The sequence below is a fragment of the Streptomyces sp. NPDC054847 genome (assembly GCF_053610925.1).
Map to the genome: position 1 here is coordinate 1 of NZ_JBSGZJ010000119.1, position 11,816 is coordinate 11,816.

Sequence of the window (11,816 nt, forward strand, 5' to 3'; positions counted from 1 at the left end):
CGACTAGCGCACCGCCACCGCACGCAGACGGACGTCGGCGCGCCGCTCGGCGGCGGCGTCCGTGTCCGACTTGGCGCGCTCCAGCGCACGCTCGGCACGCTGGACGTCGATCTCGTCCGCCAGCTCGGCGATCTCCGCCAGCAGCGACAGCTTGTTGTCCGCGAACGAGATGAAACCACCGTGCACCGCGGCGACGACGGTCCCACCCTCGCTCGTGCGAATGGTCACCGGGCCCGATTCCAGCACACCCAGCAGCGGCTGGTGACCGGGCATGACGCCGATGTCGCCGGACGTGGTGCGCGCGACGACCAGGGTGGCCTCGCCGGACCAGACACTACGGTCGGCGGCGACCAGCTCGACGTGCAGCTCAGCAGCCAAGGTTGGCTCCTCGGGTCACCACCCGGCGGTCATGCCGGGTGTTGGGTCAATTCTAAGGGGCGTGAAGAAGGGGGCGGGACGTGCCCGCCCCCTTCAGCGAGTCATGCGACTCAGGAGACGCCGAGCTCCTTGGCGTTGGCCTTGAGGTCCTCGATGCCACCGCACATGAAGAACGCCTGCTCGGGGAAGTGGTCGTACTCACCGTCGCAGATCGCGTTGAACGCGGCGATCGACTCGTCGAGCGGCACGTCCGAGCCGTCCACGCCGGTGAACTGCTTGGCGACGTGGGTGTTCTGGGACAGGAAGCGCTCCACGCGACGGGCACGGTGGACAACCAGCTTGTCCTCCTCGCCCAGCTCGTCGATACCGAGAATCGCGATGATGTCCTGGAGGTCCTTGTACTTCTGCAGGATCCCCTTGACGCGCGTGGCGGCGTCGTAGTGCTCCTGCGTGATGTAGCGCGGGTCCAGGATGCGGGACGTGGAGTCCAGCGGGTCCACGGCCGGGTAGATGCCCTTCTCGGAGATCGGACGGGAGAGAACCGTCGTCGCGTCGAGGTGGGCGAAGGTGGTGGCCGGGGCCGGGTCGGTCAGGTCGTCCGCGGGGACGTAGATCGCCTGCATCGACGTGATCGAGTGACCACGCGTCGAGGTGATGCGCTCCTGCAGCAGACCCATCTCGTCGGCCAGGTTCGGCTGGTAACCCACCGCGGACGGCATACGGCCGAGCAGGGTGGACACCTCGGAGCCGGCCTGGGTGTACCGGAAGATGTTGTCGATGAAGAAGAGCACGTCCTGCTTCTGCACATCGCGGAAGTACTCCGCCATGGTCAGACCGGCCAGGGCGACACGGAGACGGGTGCCCGGGGGCTCGTCCATCTGACCGAAGACCAGCGCGGTCTTGTCGATGACGCCGGACTCGGACATCTCCTCGATGAGGTCGTTGCCCTCACGGGTACGCTCACCGACGCCCGCGAACACCGACACACCGTCGTGGTTGTTGGCGACGCGGTAGATCATTTCCTGGATCAGAACGGTCTTGCCGACGCCGGCACCACCGAACAGACCGATCTTTCCACCCTTGACGTACGGGGTGAGAAGGTCGATGACCTTGACGCCGGTCTCGAACATCTCGGTCTTCGACTCGAGCTGGTCGAAGTTCGGAGCCTTGCGGTGGATGGGCCACCGCTCACCGATGTTGGCGTTCTCCTCGGGGACGTTCAGCACCTCACCGAGCGTGTTGAACACCTTGCCCTTGGTGAAGTCACCGACGGGAACGGTGATGCCGTTGCCCGTGTCGGTCACCGCGGCCTGGCGGACCAGACCGTCGGTGGGCTGCATCGAGATCGCGCGGACCAGGCCGTCACCCAGGTGCTGGGCGACCTCGAGGGTCAGCGTCTTGAGCGCGCCCTCCAGAGCCGGGTCGGCGACCTGAACGGTCAGCGCGTTGTAGATCTCCGGCATCGCGTCGACGGGGAACTCCACGTCGACGACCGGGCCGATGACCCGGGCGACGCGGCCCGTGGCAGCGGCCGTCTCAACTGTCGTCGTCATTACTTGTCACTCCCCGCGGTCGCGTCGGCCAGGGCGCTGGCTCCACCGACGATCTCGCTGATTTCCTGGGTGATTTCGGCCTGGCGGGCCGCGTTGGCAAGCCGGGAGAGGCTCTTGATGAGCTCCCCGGCGTTGTCGGTCGCCGACTTCATCGCGCGGCGGGTGGCGGCGTGCTTGGAGGCAGCCGCCTGGAGCAGCGCGTTGTAGATCCGGCTCTCGACGTAGCGCGGCAGCAGGGCGTCGAGGACGTCCTCGGCCGACGGCTCGAAGTCGAACAGCGGAAGGATCTCGCCCTTCGTCGCCGTCTCCTCCTTCGCCTTCTCGAGGCTGAGAGGCAGCAGCCGCTTCTGAACCGGCGTCTGCGTCAGCATCGAGATGAACTCGGTGAAGACGATGTGGAGCTCGTCCACACCACCCTCGGCCGTGTCCTTCTCGATCGCCGCGATCAGCGGGGCCGCGACCATCTTGGCGTCCGCGTACGTCGGGTTGTCGGTGAAGCCCGTCCACGACTCCGTGACCTTGCGCTCACGGAAGCCGTAGTACGCCACACCCTTGCGGCCGACGATGTACGCGTCGACCTCCTTGCCCTCGCCGCGGAGCCGCTCGGTGAGCTGCTCCGCCGCCTTGAGGGCGTTGGCGGAGTAGCCGCCGGCCAGACCGCGGTCGCTCGTGATGAGCAGGATCGCGGCCCGGGTCGGGTTGTCCACCTCGGTGGTCAGGGCGTGGTTCGTCGTCGACCCCGTCGCCACCGCGGTCACCGCGCGGGTGAGCTCGGTCGCGTACGGCGTGGAGGCGGCCACCTGGCGCTGCGCCTTGACGATGCGCGAGGCGGCGATCATCTCCATCGCCTTGGTGATCTTCTTGGTCGCGGTGACGGATTTGATGCGACGCTTGTAGACCCGGAGCTGGGCTCCCATGAGTCAGGTCCCTTCCGTCGTCTACTTGGCGGTGCTGACCGGAACGTCCTCGCCCAGAAGCTTGCCGTCCGAGGTCTCGAACTGCTTCTTGAACGCGGCGATGGCGTCAGCGACGGACTGGAGGGTGTCGTCCGACATCTTGCCGCCCTCGGCGATGCTGGTCAGGAGCTCCTTGCGCTCACGGCGCAGGTACTCCAGCAGCTCGACCTCGAAGCGACGGATGTCCGCGACCGGGACGTCGTCCATCTTGCCGGTGGTGCCGGCCCAGACGGAGACGACCTGCTCCTCGACGGGCATCGGCTGGTACTGAGCCTGCTTCAGCAGCTCGACCATCCGCTTACCGCGCTCCATCTGCGCCTTGGAGGCCGCGTCCAGGTCGGAACCGAAGGCGGCGAACGCCTCCAGCTCGCGGTACTGGGCGAGGTCCACACGCAGACGGCCGGAGACCTGCTTCATGGCCTTGTGCTGGGCGGAACCACCCACACGGGAGACCGAGATACCGACGTTCAGGGCCGGACGCTGGCCGGCGTTGAACAGGTCGGACTCCAGGAAGCACTGGCCGTCGGTGATGGAGATGACGTTGGTCGGGATGAACGCCGACACGTCGTTCGCCTTGGTCTCGACGATCGGCAGACCGGTCATCGAACCGGCGCCCATGTCGTCGGAGAGCTTGGCGCAGCGCTCCAGCAGACGCGAGTGCAGGTAGAAGACGTCACCCGGGTAGGCCTCACGGCCCGGCGGGCGGCGCAGCAGCAGGGACACGGCGCGGTAGGCGTCGGCCTGCTTCGAGAGGTCGTCGAAGATGATGAGGACGTGCTTGCCGTCGTACATCCAGTGCTGGCCGATGGCCGAGCCGGTGTACGGGGCCAGGTACTTGAAGCCGGCCGGGTCGGACGCCGGGGCGGCGACGATCGTCGTGTACTCGAGCGCGCCGGCCTCTTCCAGGGCGCCGCGAACGGACGCGATGGTCGAGCCCTTCTGGCCGATGGCGACGTAGATGCAGCGGACCTGCTTCTTCGGGTCGCCGGAACGCCAGTTGTCACGCTGGTTGATGATCGTGTCGACAGCCAGAGCGGTCTTGCCGGTCTGACGGTCACCAATGATCAGCTGACGCTGGCCGCGGCCGATCGGCACCATCGCGTCGACGGCCTTGTAGCCGGTCTGCATCGGCTCGTGCACCGACTTACGGGCCATGACGCCCGGGGCCTGCAGTTCAAGGGCGCGCCGGCCATCGGTCGCGATCTCGCCGAGGCCGTCGATCGGGTTGCCGAGCGGGTCGACGACCCGGCCCAGGTAGCCCTCGCCGACACCGACCGAGAGGACCTCACCGGTGCGGGTGACCGGCTGACCCTCCTCGATACCGTTGAACTCGCCGAGGACGATCGCACCGATCTCGCGCTCCTCGAGGTTGAGGGCGAGACCGAGGGTGCCGTCCTCGAACTTCAGCAGCTCGTTCGCCATGGCCGAGGGAAGACCCTCGACCTTCGCGATACCGTCGCCGGCCAGGCTGACCGTGCCGACCTCCTCGCGCGAGGCCGCGTCCGGCTGGTACGACTGGACATAGTTCTCCAGCGCGTCCCGGATCTCCTCCGGCCGGATCGTGAGCTCCGCCATCTGGGTTCCCTGCTCTCCTTGTTGGGCCCGAAGTTTCTTTGGGGGTCTGGGGGCCGACCCCCAGGAATCTTCTGCAATCTCTGCACGGCCCAACCGGGCCGCTGGTCTTGCTGTTCTGTTCTGCGCTGCGCCGTCAGCCGGCCATGCGACGGGTCGCCTCTTCGAGGCGCTCCGCGATGGTGCCGTTGATGATCTCGTCACCGACCCGCACCGAGATCCCGCCGAGGACCGTGGGGTCCACTTCGAGGTTGAGGTGCATGTCACGGCCGTACATCCGCGCCAGACCCGCGCCGAGACGCTGCTTCTGCGCCTCGGTCAGCGGCACCGCCGAGGTGACGACGGCGACCATCCGGTCCCGCCGCGCCGCGGCGAGCTTGGACAGGGACTCGAGTCCCGACTCCAGGCTACGTCCCCGCGGGTGCGTGGCGAGACGGACGACCAGACGCTCGGTGATCGGGTCGGCCTTGCCGCCGAGCAGGCTGCTGAGCAGCTCGCCCTTGGCGGTCGCCGTGCCCGACCGGTCGGTCAGCGCCGACCGCAGGTCGTTGCTGGACGAAAGGATCCGGCCGAAGCGGAACAGCTCGTCCTCGACGTTGTCGAGCACACCGGTCTTCTGCGCCGCGGTGAGGTCGGCGGTGTTCGCCAGTTCCTCGAGCGAGTCGACCAGGTCGCGGGACTGCGACCAGCGGGACCGGACCATGCCCTTGACCAGGTCGGCGGTCTCGCCGCTGATCTGACCGGCGAAGATGCGTCCGGCCAGCTCGGCCTTGGCCTCGGCGGCCTGCGCCGGGTCGGTGAGGACCCGACGCAGCGACACCTCTCGGTCGAGCAGCGCGGTGACGGCGGCCAGCTCGCCGGCGAGCTTCGCCGCGTCGACCGACGTGTTGTCGGTCAGCGCGTCGAGCGACTCGTGCGCGACGGCCAGCGCCTCGCGGCTGGCTCCGTTCATCGGGTGGCCTCGGCCTTCGAAGCGCCGTCCTCGAGCGAGTCGAGGAAGCGGTCGATGGTGCGGCTCTGGCGGGCGTGGTCCTCGAGGGACTCACCGACCAGCTTGCCGGCCAGGTCGGTGGCGAGCTTGCCCACGTCCTGACGCAGCGCCGCGGCCGCGGCCTTGCGGTCGGCCTCGATCTGGGCGTGGCCGGCCGCGATGATCTCCTCACGCTGCCGCTGGCCTTCCGCCTTCATCTCCTGGATGATCGCGGTGCCCTGCTCGGTCGCCTCCTGGCGGAGACGCGCGGCCTCGTGACGGGCCTCGGCGAGCTGCGCCTTGTACTGCTCAAGCACGCTCTCGGCCTCGGTCTTGGCGGCGTCGGCCTTCTCAATACCGCCTTCGATGGCCTCGCGACGCTCTTCCAGAACCTTGTTGATGTTCGGGAGGAGCTTCTTGGCGAGGAAGCCGAAGACGATGACAAAGGCGATCAGACCGATGACAAGCTCGGGAATCGGCGGGATGAGCGGGTTTTCCGCACCTTCCTGCGCGAGCTGAACCAGGGGGTTCACATCAGTGCCTTTCGTCTGTTTCTACTGGACGGCCCGAGAATCAGGAGCCGTAGACGAACGGCATGACCAGGCCGATCAGGGCGAGCGCCTCACAGAAGGCGAAGCCGAGGATCTGGTTGGCGCGGATCAGACCGGCAGCCTCGGGCTGACGGGCAAGAGCCTGGGTTCCGTTTCCGAAGATGATGCCGACGCCGACGCCGGGACCGATGGCCGCGAGGCCGTAGCCGATGGAGCCGAGGGCCTTGAGGTCACCGGTGACGGCGGCAAGAGTCTGGGACATGCCAGTTCTTCCTTCTCTTTCAAGAACCGGTGGGGGTTGGCCACCGGCAGTCTGCGGGATACGGGGCGAGCGGAGCTCAGTGGTGCTCGGCGAGCGCGCCCTGGATGTAGGTGCAGGTCAGGAGGACGAAGACGTACGCCTGAACCGCCTGGATGAAGAGCTCGAAAGCCGTCATGACGACGACCATCACGAACGAGACGCCGGCGTAGGCGAAACCGATGCCGTTCAGCAGGTACCAGCTGGCGATCGTGAAGAGCAGCAGCAGCGTGTGACCCGCGAACATGTTCGCGAAGAGACGGACCGCGTGAGTGAACGGGCGGACCAGGAGGTTCGAGAACAGCTCGATCGTCGCGGCCAGGTAGGCAACCGGGCCGAGCGACTTGTCGAAGCCGGTGATGTTCTTCCACGCTCCGCCCCAGCCGTGGCGCTTGAACGTGAGGCTGACCCACAGGATGTAGACGATCAGCGCCAGGACCATCGGGTACGCGATGATCGACGTCACCGGGAACTGTGCCAGCGGGATGATCGACCAGAGGTTCATCACCCAGACGAAGAAGAACAGCGAGACCACGAGCGGAACGTACTTCTCGCCCTCACGCTTGCCGATCGTCTCGTAGACAATGCCACGGCGGATGAAGTCGTAGCCGGCTTCGGCGACCATCTGCAGCTTGCCGGGGACGACCTGGGGCTTGCGGAATGCAGCCCAGAAGAAGCCGACGATGATGATCGAACCGAGCAGGGCGAGCAACATCGTCTTGTTGAAGTACAGGTTGCTGTCCGCGTCGCCCCAGAGGGGCTCGAACAGGAACGAGTGCAGGCCCGGTGCCGGAAAGCCACAACCGTCAAAGATGTGGCAGTCGGTCTCGAAGGCGAGCACCTGCGTCGGGTCAGCACTCACCGCGGGCTCCTTCAGCGTGGCGCATAGGTACGGCAACCTCGTTGTGTCGGCGCGGCACGAAACCGCGGGTCGGCACTGGACTGGTGTTTCGAATGGTGGGGCGGCAGTGGGGCATCAAGCCTCGCGAATAAGCAGGCGTCAGCTCAGATGCCCGCGCCCGCGATGCCGCAGTTGGCACCGGACGATAGCAGGATCCCGAACGCGCCCTTATACCGGCCCTACCCCTCACGACGACGGCCCCTTGTTTCCGGGCTTGCTGCCGGCAGAGGAGTCGGGTTCGACGTAAAGGATCTTGGCCTTCATGTGTGCACGGGTCTGTGCACCGATCCAGACGAGGGTCAGCGCGACCAGCGTGATGGCGAAGGCCTTGGGGTTGAACAACGTGGTGTTCTTGAACATCGCAACAAAGATGAACAGCAACAGCAACTGTGCCGTATAGAGCATCAGACCCATGGCCTGGAACAGCTGCGGCAACGACTTCGCCACACGCTGCAGGACGTACAGCCCGATGCCCATGAAGAGGATCACCACCAGCGTGGCCACGATCGCCCCGAGCGCGCCCTTGCCACCCGCGACCACTGCGCTGACAACGGCGGCAACAGCGCCGGCGGCTGCGGTGGGTACGGCGGCATGAATAAGGATGCGTGCGTCGTTGGACGGCATGGCGGCATCTCCGCTTGCTGGTGGGGGCAAAGTGGTGTCGTCATGGACGAGCGTAGGCCCGGTCCCGAGATGGGCCTCGGGGGCCAACGAACCGTCGCACTACGGTCCTTCGGCGCTGTCTCCGGGTCTCGTGAACGGTATCACAAACTATTTGATGAGGTCTTTACCCAGTGGTGTGCCAACTCTCACACATGAGAGTGAACCCGCCCGTGTGTGCACGACAAGCGGACGGAATGTCTGGTAATGCAACGGTCTGACCCTCGGGCGTCATCTCATGACCGCGGACATGCCTCCATAGGAGTACAAGGATCCGGCCCGCCCGCGCACGCATGTGGGCCCCGACGCTCGCGCATCGGGGCCCACGGAAGGGGGTGAACTGGCTCAGCAGGAAATGTTCTTGATGCCCGAGCCCTTGGTCCACGCGATACCGCCGTAGCGGAACGACGCCTTCTTGTTGGAACCGATCGAGAACTCGGGGTCCCTCCTGGCCGCCACGGTGACACTGAAGCAGGCCTTGCGGCTGCAGGTGTTCTCGACCTCGACCATGCGGTTGAAGCGCTGGTTGTACCAGCGGACGACCTTCACACAGTCCGCGACGCGGGCCGTCGCGGTCTCCTGCACCGCCGCCTGCGGCGCGGCCACGGCGGCCGGGGCCAGCATGCCCACCGCCCCGAAGATGGTCGCCGCGGCCAGGGCCGTCGTTGCTGCCTTGCGCATATGAATCCCCCTGTTGAGAACAGAGCACGGAACGCGGCCGGCCTGGTCAGGGCCCGCCGCTGCGGTCGGCATCAACCTAGATCATTCGCGTCGTCACACGGTGTGACGAGCACCGATAATCAGGCACGCTGTCTCATAAACCTCTGGCGGCCGAACGGCCCCAGCGTCAAGACCGGGGAGCTGACGCTCCTCGCCCTTGCACCAGCGGGGGCGCAAGCGACGGATTGCCGGATCTGTGACCTCTGTTACGGCTTGATCCGGTCAGCGGGCGGAGTCCGCCCTGCTCCGCTCCGGGAAACGGGCCCGTGCTCCCACGGCTGTCGCGCCGTTGACGCCGCTGACGCCCACGCCGACCGGGATCCGCGGACCCTCCTCGTGGTCGGGAGCCGCCGTGCCGTGCTGTTCGGGAGCGCCGGCCGTGGCCGCCGCGGACCTCGAACGGCGGCGGTAGCGCGGCGGCACGAGGCTCTCCGCCCACCGCGGCGCCCTCGGCGTGAACCGCGGCAGCAGCAACAGCACCAGGCCGATCGCGCTCAGCACCACCACCGCCAGCACGATCCACATGGACTTCGAGTGGATGGAGTACGCGACGACGCCGAAGGCGATCAGCGCCGACCAGAAGTACATGATCAGCACGGCCCGGCTGTGCGAGTGGCCGACCTCGAGGAGGCGGTGGTGGAGGTGGCCGCGGTCCGCCGCGAACGGCGACTGGCCCTTCCAGGTACGGCGGACGATCGCCAGCAGCAGGTCCGCGACCGGGATCGCGATGATGGTCAGCGGCAGCAGCAGCGGGATGAACACCGGCAGCGCCGCGTGCGTGGCCTGGCGGGTGCCGCCCTCGAAGATCCGCAGGGCGTCCATGTCCACCTGGCCGGTCACGGAGATCGCGGCCGCCGCGAGGACGAGTCCGATCAGCATCGAGCCGGAGTCACCCATGAAGATCCTGGCGGGGTGCATGTTGTGGGGCAGGAAGCCCAGGCACATGCCCATCAGGATCGCGGTGAACAGGGTGGCGGGGGACGCCGCCTCGATGCCGTAGCTGAACCAGATCCGGTACGCGTAGAGGAAGAACGCCGCGGCCGCGATGCACACCATGCCGGCCGCGAGACCGTCGAGGCCGTCGACGAAGTTCACCGCGTTGATGGTGATGACGACGAGGGCGACGGTGAGCAGGGTCCCCTGCCAGCTCGTCAGCGAGACGGTGCCCACACCCGGGACCGGGATCCACAGGATCGTCAGGCCCTGTACGACCATGACGCCCGCGGCGATCATCTGGCCGCCCAGTTTGATCAGGGCGTCGATCTCGAACTTGTCGTCCAGGACGCCGATGATCCAGATCAGGGCGGCGCCGGAGAGCAGCGCGCGTGGTTCGTTCGACAGCTCGAAGACGCTGTTCAGGTTCTCCAGATGGTCGGCGACCAGCAGTCCGGCGCAGAGGCCGAAGAACATCGCGATGCCGCCCAGCCGGGGCGTCGGTTCGCGGTGTACGTCACGGGCGCGGATCTCCGGCATCGCGCCGGTGGCGATGGCGAACTTCCTCACCGGCCCGGTGAGCAGATACGTCACCGCGGCCGTGACACATAGCGTCAGCAGGTAATCACGCACGGGCTGCCCCACAGGAATCGCTGGCCATCTCAGCCCCACACCTTAGCTGTGGTAGCCACATGCTTGAGGACACGCGGGGCTCTGTGATGGTTGCACGGCGACGGCACAGCAATGCTGCTACCCCGCGAACGGCGGGAATCCCGCGACGAGACCCTGTACCTTTCCGCGGATGTCGTGCGGCTCGCCCTGCTCCCGCAGCGCCGCCGTGAACAGGGTCGCGATCCGGTCCATCTCCTTGCGGCCCATGCCCTGCGTCGTGACGGCGGCGGTGCCGAGCCGGATGCCCCGGCCGTCCCCGTACGGCAGCGCGCAGGTGTCCAGGACGATGCCGGCGGCGGCGAGCCGGCCACGGGCCACCCTGCCGTCGACGCCGAGAGGTGCCGGGTCGGCGCCGACGATGTGGGTGTCCGTGCCGTCCGTCAGCACGGCGAAGCCCTCCGCCGCGAGCGCCCCGGCCAGTTCTCGCGCGTTGGCGACGACCTGATGCGCGTACGCGGTGAACGCGGGCGTCGCCGCCTCCCCGAAGGCGACGGCCTTCGCGGCGATGGTGTGCATCTGGGCCCCGCCCTGCGTGAACGGAAACACCGCCCGGTCGATGCGCTCCGCCAGCTCGGAGCCGCAAAGGATCATCCCGCCGCGCGGACCGCGCAGGACCTTGTGGGTGGTGGCGCACACCACGTCCGCGTACGGCACCGGATTCGGCGCCGCGCCGCCGGCGACCAGACCGATGGGGTGCGCGGCGTCCGCGATCAGATAGGCGCCGACCTCGTCCGCGATGTCGCGGAACGCCTCGTAGTCGGGGTGGCGGGGATAGGAGATCGACCCGCAGACGATCGCCTTCGGCCGGTGCTGCCGGGCCAGATGGCGCACCTGGTGGTAGTCGATGAGCCCGGTCTCCGCGTCCACCCCGTAGGCGACGAAGTCGAACCACCGGCCGGAGAAGTTCGCCGGCGAACCGTGCGTGAGGTGCCCGCCGTACGGGAGCCCCATGGCGAGCACCGTGTCACCGGGCCGCAGCAGGGCCGCGTACGCCGCGAGGACCGCGGAGGAGCCGGAGTGCGGCTGCACATTGGCGTGGTCGGCGCCGAACAGGGCCGTCGCCCGCTCGATCGCGATGCGCTCGGCGGCGTCGACGAGCTCGCAGCCGCCGTGGTGGCGGGCGCCCGGATAGCCCTCCGCGTACTTGTTCGCGAGCGGCGACCCGAGAGCGGCGAGCACCGCGGGAGAAGTGAAGTTCTCCGCGGCGATGAGCTGGAGGGTGGTCGCCTGCCGCTGCGACTCCCCGAAGAGGATGTCCGCGATCTGGGGATCCTGGCGGCGCAGTGCCTCGAACGACGTCGACGGCACGGAAGGCACTGCGCGGGCTGCATCGGTGACGGACATGACGGCTCCGGGGCCTCGGGGGGAGCTGCGGCACATCCAATGTAGAACCGGCGGGGCGCTGCCGCGCGGTGCGTGCGCAACCCGGTTACGGGCGGGTTGTTCCGCTGCGCGGGGCCGTTCCCCACCCCGCACCTTCCCGGAACCGAGCTTCGCCCGGACCCGAACACCGCGCTCCGCGCGGTGTTTCCAGGGGCTCTGCCCCCGCACCCCCGGGGCGCCCCCCCCCCCGCGGGCGGAGGTGTGAGGAACGCGCCCCCCCCCCCCGCCCCCCCCGGCCCACCCCGGCCCCCCCCCGCGGGGTCAGGGCG

The 11,816-nt window shown here is 67.9% G+C and carries 12 protein-coding genes; all 12 read right to left on the minus strand.

From position 1 onward, the window contains the following. Positions 1 to 3: 3 nt before the first annotated feature. Positions 4 to 378 carry a F0F1 ATP synthase subunit epsilon gene (locus ACWGH4_RS14950; protein ID WP_005311845.1) on the minus strand — a complete coding sequence of 125 codons (375 nt, stop codon included), beginning with the start codon at positions 376 to 378 and terminating at the stop codon, positions 4 to 6. Between the two features lie 110 nt (positions 379 to 488). Next, positions 489 to 1,931, minus strand: coding sequence for a F0F1 ATP synthase subunit beta (gene atpD, locus ACWGH4_RS14955; protein ID WP_453460259.1), 1,443 nt, complete (start codon positions 1,929 to 1,931; stop codon positions 489 to 491). Further along, positions 1,931 to 2,848, minus strand: coding sequence for a F0F1 ATP synthase subunit gamma (locus ACWGH4_RS14960; protein ID WP_441264212.1), 918 nt, complete (start codon positions 2,846 to 2,848; stop codon positions 1,931 to 1,933). The genes atpD and ACWGH4_RS14960 overlap by 1 nt, the downstream gene beginning before the upstream one ends. Before the next feature lie 21 nt (positions 2,849 to 2,869). Beyond that, positions 2,870 to 4,462: a F0F1 ATP synthase subunit alpha gene (gene atpA / locus ACWGH4_RS14965; protein WP_441264211.1), complete on the minus strand. Its 1,593-nt coding sequence runs from the start codon at positions 4,460 to 4,462 to the stop codon at positions 2,870 to 2,872. 133 nt (positions 4,463 to 4,595) lie between these two features. Further along, positions 4,596 to 5,411, minus strand: coding sequence for a F0F1 ATP synthase subunit delta (locus ACWGH4_RS14970; RefSeq protein WP_453460262.1), 816 nt, complete (start codon positions 5,409 to 5,411; stop codon positions 4,596 to 4,598). Continuing rightward, a complete protein-coding gene (locus ACWGH4_RS14975) occupies positions 5,408 to 5,962 on the minus strand; it encodes a F0F1 ATP synthase subunit B (RefSeq protein ID WP_189471071.1) in 555 nt (184 codons plus the stop codon). Before ACWGH4_RS14975 ends, ACWGH4_RS14970 begins: the two co-directional genes overlap by 4 nt. Positions 5,963 to 6,002: 40 nt before the next feature. Then, positions 6,003 to 6,242 carry an ATP synthase subunit c family protein gene (locus ACWGH4_RS14980; RefSeq protein ID WP_005311859.1) on the minus strand — a complete coding sequence of 80 codons (240 nt, stop codon included), beginning with the start codon at positions 6,240 to 6,242 and terminating at the stop codon, positions 6,003 to 6,005. A gap of 76 nt (positions 6,243 to 6,318) precedes the next feature. Next, a complete protein-coding gene (gene atpB / locus ACWGH4_RS14985; RefSeq protein ID WP_037773738.1) occupies positions 6,319 to 7,140 on the minus strand; it encodes a F0F1 ATP synthase subunit A in 822 nt (273 codons plus the stop codon). A 225-nt stretch (positions 7,141 to 7,365) separates the two neighbouring features. After that, positions 7,366 to 7,803 (minus strand): hypothetical protein, encoded by a 438-nt coding sequence (locus ACWGH4_RS14990; RefSeq protein WP_441264209.1) that lies wholly within the window; start codon positions 7,801 to 7,803, stop codon positions 7,366 to 7,368. Positions 7,804 to 8,184: 381 nt separating this feature from the next. After that, positions 8,185 to 8,520, minus strand: a complete 336-nt coding sequence (locus tag ACWGH4_RS14995; RefSeq protein ID WP_453460267.1) for a hypothetical protein — start codon at positions 8,518 to 8,520, stop codon at positions 8,185 to 8,187. 261 nt (positions 8,521 to 8,781) lie between these two features. Next, positions 8,782 to 10,125 carry an MraY family glycosyltransferase gene (locus ACWGH4_RS15000; RefSeq protein WP_453460270.1) on the minus strand — a complete coding sequence of 448 codons (1,344 nt, stop codon included), beginning with the start codon at positions 10,123 to 10,125 and terminating at the stop codon, positions 8,782 to 8,784. Positions 10,126 to 10,242: 117 nt separating this feature from the next. After that, positions 10,243 to 11,508 (minus strand): serine hydroxymethyltransferase, encoded by a 1,266-nt coding sequence (locus tag ACWGH4_RS15005; RefSeq protein ID WP_453460273.1) that lies wholly within the window; start codon positions 11,506 to 11,508, stop codon positions 10,243 to 10,245. Between the last annotated feature and the right edge of the window lie 308 nt (positions 11,509 to 11,816).

Bases quoted from the DNA above. Each gene is read 5' to 3' on its own strand.
- ACWGH4_RS14995 (WP_453460267.1), bottom strand. From the start codon at position 8,520: ATGCGCAAGGCAGCAACGACGGCCCTGGCCGCGGCGACCATCTTCGGG.
- ACWGH4_RS14990 (WP_441264209.1), bottom strand. From the start codon at position 7,803: ATGCCGTCCAACGACGCACGCATCCTTATTCATGCCGCCGTACCCACC.
- atpD (WP_453460259.1), bottom strand. From the start codon at position 1,931: ATGACGACGACAGTTGAGACGGCCGCTGCCACGGGCCGCGTCGCCCGG.
- ACWGH4_RS14960 (WP_441264212.1), bottom strand. From the start codon at position 2,848: ATGGGAGCCCAGCTCCGGGTCTACAAGCGTCGCATCAAATCCGTCACC.
- ACWGH4_RS14970 (WP_453460262.1), bottom strand. From the start codon at position 5,411: ATGAACGGAGCCAGCCGCGAGGCGCTGGCCGTCGCGCACGAGTCGCTC.
- atpA (WP_441264211.1), bottom strand. From the start codon at position 4,462: ATGGCGGAGCTCACGATCCGGCCGGAGGAGATCCGGGACGCGCTGGAG.
- ACWGH4_RS14980 (WP_005311859.1), bottom strand. From the start codon at position 6,242: ATGTCCCAGACTCTTGCCGCCGTCACCGGTGACCTCAAGGCCCTCGGC.
- ACWGH4_RS15005 (WP_453460273.1), bottom strand. From the start codon at position 11,508: ATGTCCGTCACCGATGCAGCCCGCGCAGTGCCTTCCGTGCCGTCGACG.